This window comes from Beijerinckia sp. L45 (assembly GCF_009765775.1).
Classification (GTDB): domain Bacteria; phylum Pseudomonadota; class Alphaproteobacteria; order Rhizobiales; family Beijerinckiaceae; genus RH-AL1.
Genome location: NZ_LMUU01000026.1, coordinates 1 through 21,980 on the forward strand (window position 1 = coordinate 1; position 21,980 = coordinate 21,980).

The window sequence follows — 21,980 nt, forward strand, 5'->3', positions numbered from 1 at the left end:
GCCAAGGCGCATGTCACGCTCTATCGCTTCACCGATCGCGCGCTTGTCGATCAGATCGTCAACGACTGGTTCGGCGTCGCGATCAACGGCTACAACCTCGACACGGTCGCCGACCGCAGCACCAAGGTGTTCGAGGGCACGCTCGCCATCGCCGCCGTGCCGAACAAGCAGGTGACGACGACGATCCCGATCGATCAGTTGATCAAGACTCTGCAGCCCGGCGTCTACGTCGCCCTCGCCACGCCGGACGGCGACAAGCCGGACCAGGACGTGGAGCGCGCGACGCAATGGTTCAGCGTCTCCGACATCGGCTTGGTCACGGTGAAGACCGCCGAAGGGCTTCTCGTCAGCGCCCGGTCGCTGCAGACCGCCAAGCCGGTGGCCGGCGTCGACCTCAAGCTGATCGCGCAGAGCAACGAGATTCTCGGCACCTACAAGACCGATCGCGAAGGCCGCTTCATGATCCCCGGCGGCTTGCTGCGCGGCGAGCATGGCGATACGCCCAAAATCGTCGCGGCCGTCACGCCCGCCGGCGACTTCACGTGGTTGCAACTCGACGCGCCGGCGCTCGATCTCAGCGACCTCGACATCAAGGGGCGCGCGCCGCCCGAAACCAACGACGCCTTTCTGTGGACCGATCGTGGCGTCTATCGCCCCGGCGAAACCATTCATCTCGGCGCGCTGCTGCGCGACCGCGCCACGAAGCCGGTCACCGGCGTCCCGATGACGCTGCACATCGTGCGTCCCGACGGCATCGAGGTCGAGAAACGCGTTATCGATCTGGCCAGCGCGAGCGGTGGCACGCTCGACTTTCACGTGCCCGACAATGCTTACAGCGGCACCTGGCGCCTGTGGGCCAGCGCCGGCGACAAGAAGGAAATCGGCACCACCTCGGTCTCGGTTCAGGATTTCGTCCCGCCGCGACTCGAGGCGAAGCTTTCCGTGCCCGCCGGCACCGCATCGATCGATGCCGCCATCGAAGCCACGGTCGCCGCCGACTATTTTTACGGCAGCCCCGGCAGCGATCTGACCGGCCAGGTCGAAGCGACGCTGCAAGCCGCCGCGCATCCGTTCAAAGGGTTCGAGGATTTCAGTTTCGGCCTCGTCCAGGAGCCGTTCCTTCAGAAAGCGCTGACGGCACAGGATTTCACCACCGACGACAAAGGCAAGGCCGCCGTCGTCTTTCCCGCCGAGGACACGCCCGACACGACCAGCCCGCTCGAAGTTGTGCTGCACGCCACCGTCAATGACGTCGACGGGCGCCCGGCGCAGGTCGATCTGACCAAGGTCCTGCATACCGCCGACCGGTTCATCGGCCTCGACGCCAAGTTTGGCGAAGGCCTCGCCGATGGCGCGGACGCCGGCTTCGATGTCGTCATGCTCGACGGCGACGGCAAGCCGATCGCGTCCCAGACGATCAAGTGGGACCTTGTCCTGGAAGACTATCAGTACAGCTACTTCTACCGCGACGGCCGATGGCAGTCGAAGGAGACGATCATCGACGCCCGGGTCAACGGCAGCGATCTGGCGCTCGACGCCAATGGACGTGGCACGATCTCGGCGCCGGTGAAAAGCGGGCGCTGGCGGCTCGAGGCCTACGACGCCTCCGGCAAGACCGCGACGAGCCTGCGCTTCGGCGCCGGCTGGTGGTCGGCCGGCCAGTCCGACAACCGCAAGCCCGAGGTCATGGCGGTCACGGTCGATGCCAATGCGCCGGCCGGCAAAGTGCGGGCGATGGTCGAGCCGTCGTTCGCCGGCCGCGTCCTGGTGATGCTCGACGGTGCGGGCCTGCATGGCATCCAGGAAAAGGAAATGCCGAAGGGCGGCGGCGCGGTCGAGTTCGACGCCGCCGACGTGCCGCCAAGTGGCGCCTACGTGCTTGCCGTGGCGATTTCGCCGGCGGGTGCCGTGCTGCCCCGCCTGCCTGTCCGCGCCGTCGGCCTCGCCTGGGTGCCAGGAGCGACGGCGGCCCACAAGCTCGAGGTGGCGCTGAAGGCGCCCGACACCGTGCATCCGAAAGCCAAGTTCGACGTCGACGTCAGCGTCACCGGCGGATCGGGCGAGGACACCTATGTGACGCTGGCCGCGGTCGACGAAGCGGTCCTGCGCATGACCGATTTCGCGACGCCCGACCCGGCCGAATTTTATCTCGGCCGCCGCGAGCCCGGCTTCGAACTGCGCGACATCTACGGCAGCCTGATCGATCCGTCGGGCCAGCCGGGCCAGTTGACGCAAGGTGGCGACGGCAACGCCAACCTCAAGGCCGGCGGCCTCGACGTGAAGACGTTCAAGACCGTGGCGCTGTTCCAGGGGCCGGTAAAGCTTGACGCACAGGGCCATGCGACGCTGAGCGTCGACGTGCCTGAGTTCAGCGGCCGGCTGCGGCTGATGGCGGTGGCCTGGACCGGCGATCGTTTCGGCCACGCGGACCGCCCCGTCACGGTGCGGCCGCCGCTCCTCGCCGAGCTCACCTTGCCGCGCTTTCTTGCACCCGGCGACAAGGCTACCGCACGGCTGATGCTGACCGATCTCGAAGCGCCCGAGCAGAGCTACGCCATCGCGATCAAGACGGAAGGCGCCGTAAGCCTCGACAAGGCCGACGCCCTGTTCAAGGACGTGAAGCGCGACAAGCGGCGCTACGTCGATCGCGTGCTGACCGCATCAGCGGTGCCGGGCGTCGGTCGGATCCACATGACGGCGACGGGTGAGGACGGCAGTGTCACGGAGCGGGATTTCGAGATCGCGGTGCGGACGCCGAACGCCTACGCGACCAACCGCCAGATCATCACCCTGGCGCCCGGCCAGCATCTCGTCGCCGACGACGCGCTCGGCCAAGAGCTCGTGCCCGGAACCGGGACGCTGGCGATCACCGCATCGAACGTCCCGGCCTTCGACGTCCCGGGCCTGTTGGCGGCATTGCGCAGCTATCCCTATGGCTGCGCCGAGCAGACGATCAGCCGCGCCTTTCCAGAACTCTTCGTCAGCAAGCTCGGCGGCAAGCTGGCGGTCCCCGTCGCGGATACGGTAACGGGCCAGGGCGCAATCCAGCGGCTGTTCTCCTTGCAGAGCAGCGACGGGTCGTTCGGCTACTGGTCGGCGTTCGATACGGGCAATCTTTGGCTGACCGCCTATGCCGTCGACTTTCTTCAGCACGCGCGGGCCCAGGGGCTTTCGGTCCCGGAGTCGATGGAAACCCGTGCGGTCACCTGGCTGGTCGGACGTTTCGCCACGGTGGACACGAGTCCACAGGAGGCAGCGGGAGCGGCGTATAGCGCGATCGTCCTGGCCCGCGCCAGCAAGCTCGACCTGTCGCAACTGCGCTATGTCGCGTCGCGCTTGAACGGGCACCTGCCGAGCGACATCGCCCGCTTCCAGCTGGCTGCGGCCTTGCATCACGTCGGCGAGCGCGACCTTGCGACCGGTCTCATCGAGGCGGCCGCGATTACGCGCGACCCAAAAATCTATCTGAACGATTACGGCAGCAAGCTGCGCGACCAGGCGATGGCGCTGTCGCTGTCGGCGGAAGAGAAGCTGGTGCCGGATAAGGCCCTGTTCTCCCGCGCGACCGATCTGGCCCGCAACGCCAGCGGCACCGGCTGGCTGAGCACGCAGGAGCAGGCCTGGCTGTTGCGCAGCGCTTTCGATCTCCACACCACCGCGCCCTTGCGCGTCGACCTCGACGGCAAGACGACGACGGGAACGGAAACGAGCCTCACCGCATCGATCCCGCTCGGCAAAGGACGCAAGAGCGACCTGACCAATCACGGCAAGGATCCGGTCTATGTGTCGCTGGCCTCGACCGGTATTCCCTCGGGCGTGCAGCCCGCGGAGGCGATGGGCTTCACGATCACGCGCAGCTATTTCGCCCTCGATGGCGCGCCGGCCAACCTCGCCGATGTGCACCAGAACGACGAACTCGTCATCGTCGTCGAAGGGACGATGGCGGATGCGGTCGAGCGCAAGGTGCTGGCCGTCGACATGCTGCCGGCAGGTCTCGAGCCGGAAACCATCGGCCTGTCGGGCGACCGCGATACCGGACAATTCGCCTGGCTGAAAGATGTGACCGACCCCACATTCACGGCGCTGCGCGACGACCGCTATCTCGCCGGCATCGATCTGTCCGGCGAAAAAGCCCGGTTCAAGTTCGCCTACGTCGTGCGCGCGGTGACGCCGGGCAGCTATGCCCGGCCGGGTCCGCAGATCGAGGACATGTACGCGCCCGCCTATCACGCGCGGGGTGATGCTGGCACGCTCGAGGTTCTGGCGGCGCGCAAGGTGGCGGATGCGACGGCGCCGGCAAAGCCCGGCAAGACGACCAAGCCGGTCAAGACGCCAAAGCCATGACATGGCGGCGCCAGCTCGGCATCGGCGCCCTCGCCGCGGCGGTCCTCGTCGGCGGCCTGGCGACCGCGGACCGGCTGCTGCCGCCGGATTTGTCGCGGCTGACGCCCTCGCGGCTCGTCGTGGCACGCGACGGGTCGATGCTGCGCGCTTTCATGACGCCTGATGCGCAATGGCGGCTGGCGGTCACCGCAGCCGACGTCTCGCCGGCCTACATCCACCTGCTTCTCGACGTCGAGGACAAGCGGTTCTTCGCGCACCCCGGTTGCGACCCGCTGGCCCTGCTCCGCGCCGCCGGTCAGCTCCTGACCCACGGGCGCGTCGTGTCCGGTGGGTCGACCTTGACCATGCAGGTCGCACGGCTGCTGGAGCCGCGGCCGCGCACTTTTACGGCAAAGCTGGTCCAGATTGCCCGCGCGATGCAGCTCGAAGCGCGGATGAGCAAGGCGCAGATCCTCGACGCCTACCTCACGTTGGCACCGATGGGCGGCAATTTGCAGGGCGTGCGCGCCGGCAGCCTCGCCTGGTTCGGCAAGGAGCCGGCGCAGCTCTCCGAGGCCGATGCGGGACTGCTGGTCGCCCTGCCGCAGTCGCCGCGAACCAGCCGCCCCGACGCCCCGCACAGTCGGGCTGCGGCGGCCCGGGCGAAGGTCCTGGGCAAGGGCGCGCGGGACGGGCTGCTGACCCAAGCGGGCTTCGACGCCGCCGCTCTCGCCCCATTGCCCGGATGGCGGCTGCCCCTGCCGATCCTCGCCCCGCATCTCGCCGAACGTCTTGCCGCAGGCGGCGCGGCGTCCGCGATTGTCACGACGATCGATACGCCGATCCAGCGCGCCGTGCAGCAGACCCTTCATCAGACGCTCGACGAGATCCCGCGTCCGGTGAATGTGGCGGCGCTCGTCGCGGATTGGCGCACCGGCGAGATCCTCGCCGAGGTGGGCAGCGGCGACTATTTCGATGCGACCCGCAAAGGCGCGATCGACATGACCCAGGCGGTCCGCTCGCCGGGATCGACCCTAAAGCCCTTCATCTACGGCATGGCCTTCGACGGGCTGCTGGCCCATCCCGCCAGTCTCGTGCGCGACGAGCCGACCCGTTTCGACGACTATGCCCCGCACAATTTCGACGGCGGCTTCAACGGCGACGTCACGATCCGCCATGCGCTGCAGGCGTCGCTGAACCTGCCCGCCGTCATCGTCCTGCAGCGGCTTGGGCCTGTCGTTTTCGCCGACCGGTTCAAGCAGGTCGGGCTGCCGCTCGCCTTCAACACCGAAACCGTGGCCCCGAGCCTGCCGATGGCGCTGGGCGGTGTCGGCATGACGTTGCATGGACTTGTTCAGGCCTATACGGCGCTGGCGGACGGCGGTGTGGTCAAGCCCTTGATCGCGCAGCCAAGAGCCGAACGCCGCGATGTCCGGGACGATCCGAGCCTGATGACGCGGGCCGGTGCGGATGCGGTGGTGGACATTCTGTCCGACATGCCGCCGCCGAAAGGCTCGGCGCGCCACGCCACGACGATCGCCTACAAGACCGGCACCTCGTATCGGTTCCGCGACGGATGGGCCTTGGGCTTCGACGGCAGCAGGGTGATCGGCGTCTGGATGGGCCGCGCGGATGGGGGCACCTGCAGCGGTTGTGTCGGCGTCGCCTCGGCGGGCATTCTGTTCCGTCTGTTCGACCTGCTGCCGCCGGACCCTCTGCCCCGCCGGATGCAGGCGCCGATCTTCGCGGGCCCGGCGCCCGCCTCGCTGGTCCGTCTGACCAATATGGCGGCGACGCCGGTCGCGGGGGCACCGCATATCACCTTCCCGCTTCCAGGGTCGCGCCTGCTGGTCGATGTGCTGGAGCCTGATAGCGCGATCAAGCTTGCCGTCGATGGCGGGCGTCGCCCCTATCGCTGGCTGGTCGATGGAAGGCCCGTCACAAGCCGCCCCTTCGCCCATGAGGCCGTGTGGCATCCCGTGGAAGACGGTTTCTCGACGGTGACCGTCGTCGACGCGGCCGGCCAAAGCGACGAGGTCAAGGTACGGATCGAGACGCGAGCGCCACTGGAATAGCCGCGCCACGCCCCCGGCCTGTCAGCCGCCGGGAAGCATCCGCTGCAGCTCTGGTTCGCGATCCCAGAACTGATGCTTCAGCGCGCCGATAATGTGCAGCGCCAGGAGCGCGTAGAGCGCATAGGCCGCATAAGCGTGAGCGGCGAAGAAGACGCTGTGCAGGACTTCCTTGTGGTGGGGTTCGACATTCTCGATCCACCCGATGCGCGGCCATGGGATCACACCGTAGAGCAGGATCGGGTGGGTGGCAGCGCCCTTCCACGCAGAATCGTGCATCCATCCGGAAACCGGAAGGGCCAGGATGACGAGATAAAGCGCGCCATGCGCGGCATGGGCGGCGAAACGCTCCCATGGGGCGTAGGTTTTCGGCATGGCCGGCGGCTTGTGCGACAGGCGCCAAAGGATGCGCAGGATCACCAGGCCAAGGACGGTGATGCCGATCGATTTATGCAGATCGATGACCGGACGAACATAGCCATCCGGAATATAATCCGCGGACAGTCCGAGCGCGACGTTCACGATCAGCAAAATCGCCACGATCCAATGCAGGATCATGGCAATGCCTGTATAGCGCGCACTCAGCGCACGCGGCATCGCTTCGGACATCGATCTGGCTCCAAGGTTGGTCTCAAACCAATCAATTTACTGCGACATGACAGCCCGGTGCTCGCCACGCTACCGGCTAGATGCCATATGACACACAATAAAATCGTGCAACGCGCCGTATATACAGATGTGGCGCAAATGTCTCGGCTGGGCGGCGCGCTCGCATGTTCGTGATCCTCGCCGGTTAAACACGTGGCTATGGTCTCGGCGCTTGCCTGCTGTGGCCCTTTCAAGGATTTGGTTCTGCAGTCCTCCGGAAATCTCAACGCCGCCCTGATTCAAGCCTCGCCGCGTCTTCGGCCGGTCTCCACGCCCTGGCCCAGCCTGGTGATTCACGGCGCCGTCGTGGCGCTCTGGTTCCTGCTCCTGGCGCGCTCGGTCATGGTCGACAGCGTGTTCGCGTGGTCGGTCGGGCTCGTCTACATCGCCTATGACACCGCCCTGATCGGGTTCGTGTTCGTTCAGACGCTCGCTCTGCTGAGACCCAAGAGTGTGCCGACCGGGATCTTGGCGCGTCCGACCCTCGGGGTGCTCGTGGCCGCTCACAACGAGGCGAGCGTTCTGCCGATCACGCTCCGCGCCTTGTTCGCGCAGAGCGAGGCCGCCGACCTCATCGTCGTCGCCGACGACGGTTCGCAGGATGAAACCGCGACGCTTCTGGCGCAGGAGTTCGGGTTGCAGCAGCCGTCGATGGGCGCGATGAGCGCGCCAAGTTCGCGCCATCCGACGCTGCGCTGGATGCGGCTCCCGCATGGTGGCAAAGCGCGGGCGTTGAACGCTGCCATCGCGATGGTGGAGACCGAACTGGTCCTGACCGTCGACGGCGACACGCTGCTCGATCCCGAAGCGACCCGCGCGATGCGCGACGCCTTTGCCGCCGATCCGGCGCTCGTGGCAGCGACCGGCGTGCTCACCCCGATCTGCAGCGGCACCTTGAGCGGCCGCTTCTACCAGTGGTTCCAGACCTACGAATACATCCGCAACTTCCTCTCTCGCTACGCCTGGGGCCGAATGGACGCGCTGCTGCTGATTTCCGGCGCCTTCGCCGGATTCCGCCGCTTGCCCGTCCTCGAGGTCGGCGGGTTCGACCCCGCCTGTCTGGTCGAGGACTACGAGTTGATCCATCGCCTTCGCCGGTACGGCGTGCTGGAGGGCCTGGGATGGACGACAGGCGTGGTCGGCGCGGCCAAGGCGATCACCGACGCCCCGAGCACCACGGCGGCCTTCCTGCGCCAGCGCCGCCGCTGGTTCTGCGGCTTCCTGCAGACGCAGTACTGGTACCGCGACATGGTCGGCAATCCGCGCTACGGGCGGCTGGGCCTGATGATGCTGCCGGTCAAGGCGTTGGACACGCTGCAGCCGATCTACGGCCTGCTCGCCTTCGCCCTGCTTGTTTTCTACCTCGTCACCGGCCGGCTTTCGCTGGCGGCTCCGGTCGGCGTCGTGATCCTGGCAAAGATCGCCATCGACTTCGCCTTTCACCTCTGGTCGATCCACCTGTACCGCCGCTGGGTCGACCCAGACACCTCGGCGCGCCTCGACCGCGCCATCCTTGCCTCGCTCGCGGAGCCCTTTACCTTCCAGATCCTCCGCCACACGGGCGCGGCCCTGGGTTGGGTCTACTTTCTCACCGGGCAGAGCACATGGGGCAAGAAGAGCCGGCTCGGACTTGTCGACCCCCGGGAGGCGATGGACGGCAAGGCGTGACGGGGCCCGTCTACTGCAGAAGATAATCCACGGGTAGCAAAGAGGCTGGCAGGTTTGTCTCGCCCAACGCGGCGAGCAGATCCCGTTCGACGGTTCGGACCAGGGCCGTCAACGGCAGATCATTGGCGTCGAGGCCGAACGGTTCTTCGAGTTCGTCTCCAAGCGCGTCCAGGCCGAAGAACGTGTAGCTGACGATCGCAGTGAGCAGAGGTGTAGCCCATCCCAGCAGGCCAGCAAGGCCGAACGGCAGCAGCAGGCAAAACAGGTAGGCCGTGCGATGTAGCAGCAGCGTGTAGGCGAACGGCAAAGGCGTCGTGTTGATGCGTTCGCAGGCCGCTTGCACGCCGGACAGACTGACCAGCCGCGCTTCGAGCAGCGTGTAGCGCCATTCGCTGACGATCCCGCGCTCGACCAGCTTCGAACATTCAGCGCCGACGATCCCGAGAATCGCGTCCGGCACGTTCGGTGCCGACGGCGCGATGGCAGACACGGCCATCCACTGGTTTGAGGCCGCACGTTCGTCCTCGCCGCGCAGACGCGCTGCAAGGGCATGGGTGTAGCCACAGAGCGCGCGCAGGATGGTCTCGCGCGCCGGATCGCTGGCAAAGACGGCGGTCTCGCGCGCCAGGCATCGGATGTCGACGACCAATTGGCCCCACTGCTTGCGGCCTTCCCACCAGCGATCGTAGCAGGCGTTGTTGCGAAAACTCATGAAAATGGAGAGCGAGAGGCCGACCAAGGTGAACGGCGTCGCACTGAGCTGCGAGAATACCTCGGGATGGCGCATCGCCAGCGCACTGACCGCGACAGCGAACAGCGTCATCGCGATCATCTTCACGGCAATGCGCTTGGCGATCGATCCCTTCAGCGTGAAGAGCACGTCCCACAGGGTCGGTTTGGCACGAAGGATCATCGGGGGACCGCCATAGCGTCGCTTTCGGAGAGGACGGGGACATCATCATCCGCGCAAACGGCATGCGTCATCATGATGGAGTATCAGCGTCGCAACCGCACGACGTTGGCGCTTGCCTCAAGCTCGGCAAACGGTTCGAGCTTGCCACCGAGGGCGCGGTCGATGGCCAGAAGCAAACGATCGAACTGGAAAGGCTTGGCGATGATGCGCTCCTCTCCGACGGACCGGATGACATCGAGGTCTGCATAGCCGGTCACGAAGAGGATCGGCAAGCCAGGACGACGGATCGACGCCTCGCGCGCCACTTCGGCGCCGTTCATCCCCGGCATCGCGAAATCGACAAGCAGCAGGTCGACCTGCTCGGTGCGGTCCAACGCCTCCAGCCCCGCGCCGCCGCTGCCCGCCTCGACGACCGCGTAACCGGCTTCGCGCAACATCGCGGCCGTGACCTCGCGCACGCCGCCGTCATCATCGACGAGAAGAATGGTGGCGCCCGCGAAGGTCACGCCATCGCGATCGTATGGCGCCGGTGCCTGATCGGAAATCAGATCCCGTGTCGCCCGGGGCAGGAATACCCAGACGGTCGTCCCCTCGCCCACCTTGCTGTCGATCCGGACGCCGCCGCCCGATTGCTTCGCAAACCCCAGGACCTGGCTGAGACCGAGGCCGGTGCCATGGCCGATATCCTTGGTGGTGAAGAAGGGCTCGAACGCCTTGGCGCGGACCTCGTCGGTCATCCCGAAGCCGTTGTCGCGCACGGCGACGGCGACGTAGTCTCCTGGTTCTGGTTCCTCGGGGCTCCGCGGCCTCTCGCGCAAGACGACATTGCTGGTCTCGACGGTGACGCTGCCGCCGACCGCCATCGCATCGCGCGCGTTGATCGCGAGATTGAGGATGACGAGCTCGATCTGGGTCGGATCGACCAGCGCCGGCCAAAGCTGAGGTGACAGGACCGTCTCGATACGGACGGCGCCTCCCATCGTGCTCTGCAGCAGATCCCGAAGGCCGTCAACCGAAGCATTCAGATCGATCGGCTTCGGTTCGAGTCTCTGGCGACGCGAGAACGCCAGCAGCTGCGCCGTAAGCTTCGCGCCGCGCTCGGCTGCGCTTTCCATGAAACCAAGGCGGCGCAACAGCTTCTGTTCCATCGGCGTGCCGACGACACCACGCTGAATGAAAGCCAGATTTCCTAATATGACGGTCAGCAGATTATTGAAGTCGTGCGCGACCCCGCTCGTCAATTGGCCGACGGCCTCAAGGCGCTGCATCTGCCGCAAGGTCTCGGCCACGCGCTCGCGCTCCTCGAACTGGCTGACGAGTTGCCGATTGCTGGCCGCAAGTTCTTCCGTCCTCTCCGCGACGCGTTCCTCCAGCGTCTCATTGAGATGCCGGAGCTCGGCCTCGGCCTGACGCAGCGCCGCTTCGGCCTGGCGCCGATCGGCGAGTTCGCTCGTCGCCTGATCGAGAAGTGCCGCCGACCGCTTCGCCTCGCTCGCCAGGGACTCGTAAAGTGCCACGTTGCGCAAGGCGACGCTCGCCGTGCGGGCTAGCTGCTCGACCGCCTTGACCGATGCAGGCTCGGGGGTTCCGGTCTTGGCCCAATAGATTCCAAGCGCCGCGGAAGGTCTGTCGAAGCCGACGGGCGTCATGACAAGACTCTTGACGAAACTGTCGCGATAGAGGTCCTGCGGGATCCGCTCGTCGGCCGTGATGTCTGCTATGACCGCCGTCCGCCCATGGGTCATCGCCCACCCGGAGATGCAGCTGTCCATCGGAAAGCTTTGGCCGGTCCATAGCGGGCCGACGGCGTCCCCGGCGACGTAGCGGCAGGTTTCGCCGTCTCGGAGAATGACGGCGACGCCATCGGCGCGGCAGAGTGCCCGCGCGCAGCGACGCAGGACATCGACGACATGGGTCTCGCTTTGCGCCGAGGCGAGCTCTTCGGTCGCGCGCGACAGCGCGTCGGAGCGCGTCTGCTCGGCTTCGAGACGCTGCGCGAGGGTTTGGGCGTCATCGCTTGGGTCTGGCATCGGAGGCCCTCGAGCTTTAGGGGCGGAGCCTGAGCCGCGATGGTGGAGCTTTTATGGCCAAGCTAATCGCTACGATCCATATCACGCGCGCCGGCCGTTTTGAACCGCGGCCTCGGTCTCTCGCTCGACGCACGCGGCATCCAGCGCCGCGGAGAGACGCAGCGTTTCTTGAACGACCGCCATATGGGTGAAGGCCTGCGGGAAATTACCGAGGAAGGCGCCGCTTGCGACGTCGAATTCCTCGGCGAAGAGCCCGAGATCATTGGCGCGCGCGAGACCCCTGTCGAGCAGCGCGCGCGCCTCGTCCAGACGGCCCGTGAGCACGCGGTTGCCCACAGCCCAGTAGGTGCACGCCGCGAACGCGCCTTCCTGCCCGGGAAGACCGTCGTCGCGGCGGTATCGATAGTAGAGGTCGTTGCCGAGCCCGAGGTCCCGGTCAATGGCATCGGACGTTGCCCGCATCCGTGGGTCATCGGCCTTGATCACCTGCATCAGGGGCAGTCGGAGCACGGCGGCGTCCATATCGTCCGCCCCGTAGGACATGGTGTAGGCCCCTATGTCCGCGTTCCATCCCCTGCTCAGCAGATCGGCCATGACGGCGTCGCGGCTGGTGGCCCAGCGCTCCGGGGCCGGCATCCCGATGCGCGACGCGAGTTGAACGGCGCGGTCGAGGGCAACCCAGCACATCGCCTTGCTATGCACCTGATGTGTCGGATCGCCGCGGATCTCCCAGATGCCGTGATCCGGCTTCTGCCAGCACTCGATGACCGTGTCCGCCAAGCGCGTGATGACGGCAGGCAAGTCTTTTTGTAGCGACGGACAGAGCTTGTCGATGCCGCAGCTCGACAGGAACAGGTTCAAGGCAGCGAGCAACTCACCGTAGATTTCGAACTGATCCTGCGTGTAGGCCAGATTGCCCGCCACCACGGGCTGCGATCCCCGCCAGCCCGCGAGATGGTCGAGGCATCGCTCTTCAGGAAGGTCGCCGTCGACGCCATACATGATGCGCAGCGGTTGTCCGGCATGGTCGGCCTCATGCAGAAACCGCAAAAACTCCGCCGCCTCCCGATCGAAGCCGAGATTGATGAAGGCCCCTGCGGTAAACGACGCGTCCCGCGTCCAGACGAACCGGTAGTCCCAGTTGCGCCCTCCGCCGATGGTCTCGGGCAGGCTGGTGGTCGGCGCCGCGACAAGCGCTCCGGTCGGGGCGTAGGTGAGAAGCTTGAGGCAAAGGGCGCTGCGCAGCACCAGGTCGGCATGAATGCCTTCGTAGGTGCAGCAGGCGGCCCATGCCGTCCAATAGGTTGCGGTCTCGTCGAGCAGGTGTGCGACGAGATGCTCGACATCCCCGGTCGGCGCCTCGCCATAACCGAGCACGAGGCAGACGGTCTCGCCGTGGCGCAGTGTGGCATCGACGCGGAGGTCGTGAGGCTGCTCGCGGAATGGATGCGACGTCGTCACGAACATCCCGTGCTGGGGAAAGACAGCCGTTGCCCCCACGACTTCGGGATCTTCGGGGGCCAGCGCCCAATCGAAGCGCGGTGCGATGCCAAGCCGCACCGGGACGGTTCCCGAAATGCAGCGGATGTGCCGAACCAACCACCCCTTCGCCTCGCTGTCTGCGCCGACCGGTCCAAGGTCTGGCTTGGTACGCACCGGCATGAAATCCGTGACCAGGACGCGGCCGCCATCCGCGACGAGCGTGGTTTCCAGGATGTTGGTATTGGGGCGATAGCGCCGCGTTGCCTCGGCGGGGCGCGCTGCGGCAAGGCTCACGGTGCAGCCGCCGCCCTGATCCGCGTCGAGAAGAGCAAAAAAGTTCGGCGTGCAGTCGAACTTCGGGAGGCAAAGCCAGTCGATGCTGGCATCGCGTGATACCAGAGCGCAGCCCCGCATGTCGCCGATGAAGCCATAATCCTCGATGGGGCGGTAAGCGGGCGATGCTTGAGGCGACGCAGACGCGATATCAGGAAAAGCACGAGAAGAGGTCATTCCGGCGTCCGTGGGAGCCGGACTGCCCGGGTGGGTCGAGCCGCAAGCTACCGTCGAGGGCCAAATGATCGGCGACGCGGTTTGTTGCGTCGCATCATCGCTTTTGGAGCCGAGGCGGCTCGCCTATCATGATATCACGCGGCCCTCGAACAGACCATCTGTCTGCTCCCTTGCCGCGCAGGCTCAGTGCACGCCGATCCCGACGAGGTGCCCGAGGTCCTTGAAGAAGATGCGCACCTGCGCCATCGGCTTGGAGCGGGTCAGCTCCTTGTTCATGTAGGACTGCCAAGTCATCTCCTGGACATCCTTGTCGCGGCAGATCGACACGAACTTCTCGCGGCGTTTGTCGCTGGAATACCAAAAGTACTGCATGATCCCGAGCACGAGAAACACGCGCCCGTGCGCTTTCATGAATTTCTTGCGCGCCTGGGCCAGCGCCTTGCCATTGGCCGTGTCGAGAGCCTGTTCGATGGCCTCGCTGGCGAAGCGGGCGCAGGCCATGGCGTAGTAGATCCCCTCCCCCGAGGCCGGAGCGACCACGCCGGCGGCATCCCCGACGAGGACGACGTCGCGGCCGTTGTCCCAGCGTTTCAGCGGCTTCACCGGGATCGGCGCGCCCTCGTGGCGGATCGTGTCGAGGCTTGCGAGATCGCCCCGCTTGCGCAGGGCGCCGACGGCGTTGCGCAGGCTGAAGCCCTTGTGCGCGCTGCCGGTGCCGATGCTCATCGTCGCGCCATGCGGAAACACCCAGGAGTAGAAGTCCGGAGACATGCTGCCGTCGTAATAGACGTCGCAGCGGGTGCCGCAGTAGGCCTCCTTGGTTTGTGCCGGGGCTTCGACGATTTCGTGGTAGGCAAAAACGAATTTCGTCTTCTTCGCATTGCGTACGGCCTGACGACCGACAGCCGAGTTGGCGCCATCGGCCCCGACCACCATGCGGGCACGCACCGCGACGTCGCCACCGTCCTTGCCCATGTAATGGACGATCGCGACTCCCCGCTCGTCGCGTTCCAGCACCGAGAACGTCCCGGTGCGCCGTTGCGCACCGCTGCGCGCCGCCCGCGCCCGCAAGAATTCGTCGAAAGCGTCGCGATCGACCATGCCGACAAAGCCATTATCGATGGGCATGTCGACGGCGACACCTTTGGGCGAGATCATCCGAGCGGAGGTGATCTTCGCGCAGAGCAGACTGTCGGGAATGTTAAAATCGCGGATAAGGCGCGGCGGGATCGCGCCGCCGCAGGGTTTGATGCGCCCGGCCCTGTCGAGCAGCATCACCGAACGGCCGCGCCGCGCCAGATCGTTCGCCACGGTCGCGCCGGCCGGGCCGCCACCGACCACGACGACATCGAATGTTTCGAGAGCGCTCATCATCGTCCTCCTCGGACAGGGCGGATCACGGTGCGAAAACCTGAACGGCGAAGGCGCTGGCCAGCATGCCGAGCACGTAGAGCGGCACGCCGAACCCGCTGTACCAGATCGCTTTATCGGTCGGCGCCTTGAGGAAACGAGCCATCAAGATGGCTTGCCCTGCCAGCAGGAGCCCGACGATAGCGGCGTGGATGGGTCGGCCCCAAACCAACAGCAGCGTTACGACCACAACCTGCGGCAGCGCCATGGCAAAACAGGCAACCCGTGCTGCACCGGACGTCCCGAGCAGCACCGGCAGCGAGTTGATGCCCATCTGGCGGTCGCCATCGACCGACTTGAAATCGTTCAGCGTCATGATGCCATGGGCGCCGGCGCTGTAGAGCCCGGCCAGGACCAGCGACGGCACCGGCGGCAGAGCGCCGCCCAGCATCACGGCCGCGCCGGTGATCCAGGCGAGGCCCTCGTAGGAGACCGCACAGGCGGTGTTGCCCCACCAACCATTCTGCTTCAGCCGCAAGGGCGGCGCACTATAGGCCCAGGCGAGCGCCAGTCCGATCGCCGCCGCGATAAACACCCATTGGCCCAAGGCATAGGCCACCGCCAACGACACCAGCGTCCAGACGCAGGCGATATAGAATCCCCAGGAGCCGGGGATGCGGCCGGAAGGAATGGGCCGGTTCGGCTCGTTGATCGCATCGACCTCGCGATCGTACCAGTCGTTCGCGGCCTGGCTTGTGGCGCAGACCAGCGGGCCGGCGAGCAGAATGCCGGTCGTCGCGACGGGCCAGTGGTTTTGCAGCGACACGCCCGACGAGATGAGCCCGCAGCCGAACGCCCACATCGGCGGGAACCAGGTGATCGGCTTGAAAAGTTCGAGGACGGCAGCGGGCGCGGGGTGAGCCATGCTACGCCGCCAGTTCCATCGACACGCCTTCGAGCCGGTCTTCGAGTTCGTCGCCAGCCTGGCGCAACGCGGCGAGCGTCTCGGCATCGGGCGCCCAGTATTTCCGCTCGTGCGCCTCGATCAGCCGGTCCGCAACCTTCGCCGCGGCCGTTGGATTGAGGGACGCCAAACGTTCGCGCATCACCGGATCCAGCACGTATGTTTCGGTGATCTGCTGATACACCCAGGGCGCGACCTCGCCCGTCGTCGCCGACCAGCCCATCGTATTGGTGACGTGGCTTTCGATCTGCCGCACGCCTTCGTAGCCGTGCTTCAGCATGCCTTCGTACCATTTTGGATTGAGAATCCGTGTGCGGGTTTCCAGCGCGACCTGTTCGCTCAGGGTGCGCACCGCGCCTTCGCCGCGCGTCTGGTCGCCGATATAGACCGGCGCGGTTTCCCCGCCCTTGGCGCGGCGCACGGCGCGGCTGATGCCGCCGAGCGTATCGAAATAATTGTCGACCGAGGTGATGCCGAGTTCGACCGAGTCGAGGTTCTGATAGGCGAGCTGCACATCGGCCAACACGCTCTGCAACAGCGCCTTGTGCTGCACCGGCGCACCGCTGCGGCCATAGGCGAACCCCTTGCGTCGCGTATATGTTTCGGCGAGATCGTCCTCGTCGTCCCAGCGCCCGCTCTCGAGCAGATTGTTGACGTTGGCGCCGTAGGCGCCGTCGGCGTTGCCGAACACGCGCAGCGACGCGGTCTCGAGGTCGCAGCCATGCTGCGCCTGATAGGCCAGGGCGTGCTTGCGAATGAAATTCTGCTCGAGCGGTTCGTCGGCGCTGGCGGCAAAGAAACTGGCTTCGGCGAGAAGCTTGATCTGCAGCGGCAGCAGATCGCGGAAAATGCCGGACATGGTGACGATGACGTCGATACGGGGACGGCCGAGTTCGGCCAACGGGATGAGCGCGGCGCCGGCGATGCGGCCGTAGCTGTCGAAGCGCGGCACCGCGCCGATGAGGGCGAGCGCCTGGGCCAGCGGTGCGCCCTCGGTCTTGAGGTTGTCAGTGCCCCAGAGCACGAGCGCCACGCTTTCGGGAAACGCGTTGCCATCCGCCATGTGACGCGTGATCAGCCGCTCGGCTTGGCGGGCGCCATCCTGCACGGCGAAGGCACTAGGGATCTTGAAGGGATCGAACCCATGCAGGTTGCGTCCTGTCGGGAGAATTGTCGGCGTGCGCAAAAGATCGCCACCCGGCGCCGGGCGGATGAACCGCGCATCCAGCGCGCGGAGAATCGCAGGGATTTCGTGGTCCTCGGCCAGCAAGGCGTCGATTGCCGCAAGGGCGCGGAAGGCTGCGAGCGTCGAATCATCTGATATCAAACCACCCGCGGCCGCCGCCGCTTCCGGCGTCGCACCGCGGACCAAGGCGTCCATCGCGGCGCGGGGCACCCGCATGCCGTGCGAGGCCTCCGCCACCGCCATCAGCTGCTCGGCGCGCTCGTCGAGCGACAGCGGCTCACCGACGGTGTGAAGACCGTGGGGGATCAGCGTATATTCGAGTTCGAGAACGGCGTTGATCAACGACGCGATCCGCGCCTCCGCCTCCGCGCCCCAGGCGGGCTCGGCTGTCGCCAGTTCAAGCGCGGCGGCCTGCACCTGGATCATGACGGCGATTTCGGCGCGCTGCACGATGTTTTCGGGCCCGAAGCCGCGGAACTGCTCGATCGACGCCTTGAGGTCGACGAGACCGCGATACAGGCCCGCGTGGGCGACCGGCGGCGTGAGATAGCTGATGAGCGTCGCCGCGGCGCGACGCTTGGCGATCGCCCCTTCCGACGGGTTGTTCGCAGCATAAAGATAGAGATTCGGCAGGTCGCCGATCAGCCGGTCCGGCCAGCAGGCGCCGGAGAGTCCTGCCTGCTTGCCCGGCATGAATTCAAGCGCCCCATGGGTGCCGAAATGCAGCACCGCATGGGCGGAAAAATCCTCGCGAAGCCAGCGATAGAAGGCGGAAAACGCATGCGTCGGGGCAAACCCTTTTTCGAACAGCAGGCGAATCGGATCGCCCTCGTAGCCGAAGGCGGGCTGGATGCCGACGAAGACGTTGCCGAAACGCTCGCCGAGCACGAACAGCGAAGCGCCGTCGCTCTGCTGGCGTCCGGGGGCCGCGCCCCACTGCGCCTCGATCTCGCGAAGATAACGCTCGCGCCGGACATGATCGTCGACGGGGATCGCTGCATGAACGTTGGCCATCGCACCATGGCGCGCGGCGTTGCCGATCACGACGCGCTGCCGGAGGTCGTCGACATCGCGCGGCAGGTCGATGGTATAACCCTCGCGTTGCATCGCGGCGAGCGTGCGGTACAGCGACTCGAAGACGGAGAGATAGGCGGCCGTGCCGGTGTTGCCGGCGTTCGGCGGGAAATTGAACAGCACCACGGCGACCTTGCGCTCGGCGCGCGTTGAGCGCCGCAAGGTCACGAGCTTGAGCACCCGTGCCGCAAGCATGTCCGCCCGCTCGCTGCACACGTGCATGCCGCGCGCGCCGTCCTCGCTCGGAAAGATGCAGCGGCGTTCGCAACCGGTGCAGCTCTTGCCGTTGGCGTCCGACCGCCCGCCGAAGGTGATCGGACCCGTGGCGCCGTCGAGCTCGGGGATCGCCACCATGATGGTGTTCTCGACGGGCAGCAGACCGCGATCCGAAGCGCCCCATTGCTCCAGGGTCTGGAACTCCGAGGGGTGCGCCGCGACATAGGGAATGTCGAGCGTCGCCAGCATGTCCTGGGCGGCCTGCGAGTCGTTGTAGGCGGGGCCGCCGACGAGCGAGAACCCCGACAGCGACACCATCGCGTCGATGACCGGACGGCCGTCCTTGATGAGAAATTTTTCGATCGCCGGACGGGCATCGAGGCCGCTGGCGAACACCGGGATGACCCGCAGGCCCCGCGCCTCGAAGCTGGCGATGACGCCATCGTAATGCGCGCTGTTGCCGGCCAGAAGATAGGAGCGGAGCACGAGAAGCCCGACGGTTCCCGTCGCGTCGGCGAGAGTCGGTAGCAGCGATGTGCGATCCGCAATCCGGCCTTGGAGGCGCGGGTGATAGACGCCGACGTCGGGGTAATCGATCGGCGGCGCCGGCTTGACGGCTTGCCGCAACGCCAACCGGTCGCCGCTGGCGTAGCGGCTGACGAGCAGACGGACCATGTTGCCGAGGTTTTCGTCGGAGCCCCCGAGCCAATATTGCAGCGTCAGGAAATAGGCGCGGACGTCCTGTGCCGAGCCAGGGATCAGGCGCAGAATCTTGGGGAGCCGGCGCACCATCGCCATCTGCGCCGCGCCGCCGGTCTTCGACTTGTCGCCCCGCAGTTTCTTCAGGAACTCGAGGGCGCCGCCTTTCTTCGTGCCGTCCATCGAGAAGCGCCCGATGCGCGTCAGACGCATGACCTCTTTGGCCGACATCGCGCAGACCATCGTATCGCAGGCGGTCCGCCGGGCTTCCAGCTGCGGCAGGATCGGAAGGAAATGGTCCTCCATGAACAGCATGCCGCAGACCACGATGTCGGCGGTCGAAATGTCGGCGCGGCAGCGATCGAGCGTCCTGGGGTCGGCGCTCCAGTCCGATGCCGCATGCAGGCGAAGCGTCAGGCCCGGCAGCTCGCGACGCAACGCAACGGTCGCGCGATCGAGCGCCCCTGCGAAATGCGTATCCATCGAAACGATGACGATGCTGATCGGTGTCTCATTGATCGCCGACTTGGTCTTCAACATCGCCGGATGTCTCTTCTTTATGGGGGAAGTGCCCCTGCGCTTGGCCGCTTCGCGGACTGCTCAACAATGAGGCTACGCAGGCTCCCAAAAAGTGTCAACAAAAATTGACGTCCGCATTATGCGACATACGGCGCGGAGCTTTTGGCGGCACCGCTAGGCGTGGGTCCGCAACAGCGCTTCGATCTTTGCCGCCAGCGCCGCTGTCGTAAAAGGCTTGCCCAGAAAGTTGACGCCTTCGTCCAGCTTGCCTTGATGGATGATGGCGTTCTTCGTGTACCCGGTCGTGAACAGCACCGGCAGAGCTGGGCGCAACACAACGGCCCGTTCGGCGAGTTCGCGGCCGTTCATCGTGCCGCCCAGCACGACATCGGTGAAGAGCAGCGCGATCTCCGCATGCGCCTCGACCTGGCGCAGCCCTTCCGCACCGCTCGAGGCTTCGAGCACCTTGTAGCCGCTTTCACGCAAGGCGGCAGAGCTGAAGCGGCGCACCAGGTCATCGTCCTCGACGATGAGGATCGTCGTATCGACCGGCTGCAATGCCGGTCCTTCGACGACAGCCTCGACCGCCGCGACATCGACGGGCCGTCGCCCGGTAAAGCGTGGCAGGTAGAGTTTGATCGAGGTGCCGTGGCCGATCTCGGAATAGATCGACGTGTGCCCGCCCGATTGCTTGGTGAAGCCATAGACTTGGCTGAGGCCGAGCCCTGTGCCCTTGCCGACGGGCTTCGTCGTGTAGAACGGATCGAACGCCCGGGCGACGGTCTCCAGGCTCATGCCGGTGCCGCTATCGGTGACAGAAACCATGACATATGCACCTGCCACGAGATCGGCGTGGCGCGCGACATAGCCGGGATCGAGCGTGGCGTTGGCCGTCTCGATGGTCAGCTTGCCGCCGTCCGGCATCGCATCGAGCGCGTTGACCGAGAGATTGATCAGGGCATTTTCGAGCTGGTTGGGATCGGCGAAGGTGGTCCAGAGTCCCGCGGCCAGCACCACCTCGACCGCCACCGTTTCGCCGAGCGACCGCTCCATCATGTTCGACATGCCGGCGATCAGCGCATTGGCATCGATCGGCTTGGGATCGAGAGGATGCTGCCGCGAAAAGGCGAGAAGCCGCGCCGTCAAGGCCGCGGCGCGCGTTGCGCCGTCGACGGCGTTGCGGACCAGCGCCTGATGCCGTGGATCGGCGTCCCTCATCCGGCGCGACAGCAGATCGAGACTGCCGATGACGATCGTCAGCAGGTTGTTGAAGTCGTGCGCGACACCGCCGGTCAGACGCCCGATGGCCTCCATTTTCTGCGCCTGCCGCAACTGTTCTTCGACCCTCTGGCGCTCGGTCATCTCGCCCTGCAGGAGCGCCGCCGTCTCGCGCCAGCTTCGGGTCGCCTTCTCCTCCAGCACCGAGTGCCGCATCGCGATGCCGGAGACGCCGAGCAGCGCCAGGGAGGAGAGAAAGGCAACGAGGCCGTAGCCCATGATGTTGCGCCACCACGGAGCCAGCGCCGCATTCCAGGTGACGCCGAAGCCGATGACGACAGGGTAGCTTCCGATCTTTTCGTAGCCGAAGATCCGCTTGGTTCCGTCGAGGACGGACGGCGTCAGCAGCAGACCGTTGCTCGGATTTTCCAGCGCCTGACGGAACAGGCTGTTCGACGGCAGCCGGGTCATGCTGTTGCGCGGCTCGCTCGCCAATACGCTGCCGTCATCCCGCGTCAGGATCACGAGGTGATCGTACTCCTGCTCGATCTCGCGATAAAAATCCTCGAAATAGGCGCGCCGAACCGAGATCGTGACGATGCCGCCGAACGTCCCCGGCTCCCGCGACCACAGACGCTGCGCGATGTTGAAGACGGGTTCGCCGGATTGCCGTCCGATGACAGCGTGCGACACGAATGGCAACGCTTGCTCGTGCGCCTTCAGGGCCTGAAAATAATCGAGATCGGCAAGATTGATCGTCGGATCGACGGGATAGGCCCGACTGCTCACCGTGGCATGGCCCTCGGCGTCGGTGATGGTGATCGTCGAGACCTGCCGGGTGTCGCGCGCCAGTTGCGCCAAGAGCTGATGCATGTCGAAGATATCGGCCGGATCCGACCAGTCGAGGCTGTGGAGCCGCTCGTTGATGTGATTGATCATCAACTGGTGCATCTCGAACACCTTGAGCGCGTGTTCATGCAGGATGCGGGTGGTGCGTTCGACGCGGGTCTCGGCCTCGCGGACGACATCGTGCCGATTCTGCCAGGCCGCCAGGCCGAAGAGCAGCAGCGGCAGAACGATCGACATGGCAAGCAGTGCGATCGTCGGA

At 66.0% G+C, this 21,980-nt stretch carries 11 protein-coding genes; 3 read left to right on the forward strand and 8 right to left on the reverse strand.

Annotated elements, in window-relative coordinates; genetic code table 11:
* Both GSQ79_RS01555 and pbpC read left to right on the forward strand, forming a co-directional pair.
* The coding region (locus tag GSQ79_RS01555; protein WP_158806981.1) for an alpha-2-macroglobulin at positions 1–4,344 on the forward strand (4,344 nt) is incomplete at its 5' end.
* Positions 4,341–6,398 carry a penicillin-binding protein 1C gene (gene pbpC, locus GSQ79_RS01560; protein WP_158806982.1) on the forward strand — a complete coding sequence of 686 codons (2,058 nt, stop codon included), beginning with the start codon at positions 4,341–4,343 and terminating at the stop codon, positions 6,396–6,398. The genes GSQ79_RS01555 and pbpC, both read left to right, overlap by 4 nt.
* A 21-nt stretch (positions 6,399–6,419) precedes the next feature.
* Here pbpC and GSQ79_RS01565 read toward each other — a convergent pair whose 3' ends face one another.
* Positions 6,420–7,004 (reverse strand): cytochrome b, encoded by a 585-nt coding sequence (locus GSQ79_RS01565; protein WP_210252978.1) that lies wholly within the window; start codon positions 7,002–7,004, stop codon positions 6,420–6,422.
* 198 nt (positions 7,005–7,202) lie between these two features.
* Here GSQ79_RS01565 and GSQ79_RS01570 point away from each other — a divergent pair, with 198 nt between their 5' ends.
* A complete protein-coding gene (locus tag GSQ79_RS01570; RefSeq protein WP_158806990.1) occupies positions 7,203–8,711 on the forward strand; it encodes a glycosyltransferase in 1,509 nt (502 codons plus the stop codon).
* A 10-nt stretch (positions 8,712–8,721) separates the two neighbouring features.
* Here GSQ79_RS01570 and GSQ79_RS01575 read toward each other — a convergent pair whose 3' ends face one another.
* From GSQ79_RS01575 to GSQ79_RS01605, 7 genes are all read right to left on the reverse strand, one after another.
* Entirely contained in the window at positions 8,722–9,624 is a 903-nt protein-coding gene (locus GSQ79_RS01575; RefSeq protein WP_158806983.1) for a bestrophin family protein, read from the reverse strand.
* 83 nt (positions 9,625–9,707) lie between these two features.
* Entirely contained in the window at positions 9,708–11,654 is a 1,947-nt protein-coding gene (locus tag GSQ79_RS01580; protein ID WP_158806984.1) for a response regulator, read from the reverse strand.
* 81 nt (positions 11,655–11,735) lie between these two features.
* A complete protein-coding gene (locus GSQ79_RS01585; RefSeq protein WP_158806985.1) occupies positions 11,736–13,646 on the reverse strand; it encodes a glycoside hydrolase family 15 protein in 1,911 nt (636 codons plus the stop codon).
* 183 nt (positions 13,647–13,829) lie between these two features.
* Positions 13,830–15,020, reverse strand: coding sequence for a geranylgeranyl diphosphate reductase (locus tag GSQ79_RS01590; RefSeq protein WP_158806986.1), 1,191 nt, complete (start codon positions 15,018–15,020; stop codon positions 13,830–13,832).
* A gap of 22 nt (positions 15,021–15,042) precedes the next feature.
* Positions 15,043–15,921, reverse strand: coding sequence for a chlorophyll synthase ChlG (chlG, locus tag GSQ79_RS01595; RefSeq protein ID WP_158806987.1), 879 nt, complete (start codon positions 15,919–15,921; stop codon positions 15,043–15,045).
* A gap of 1 nt (position 15,922) precedes the next feature.
* The gene (locus GSQ79_RS01600; RefSeq protein WP_158806988.1) at positions 15,923–19,675 is read right to left on the reverse strand and encodes a magnesium chelatase subunit H; all 3,753 of its coding nucleotides are present in this window, start codon (positions 19,673–19,675) and stop codon (positions 15,923–15,925) included.
* A 153-nt stretch (positions 19,676–19,828) separates the two neighbouring features.
* Positions 19,829–21,980 (reverse strand): hybrid sensor histidine kinase/response regulator (locus GSQ79_RS01605; protein ID WP_210252979.1); only part of this gene is annotated, 2,152 nt, incomplete at its 5' end.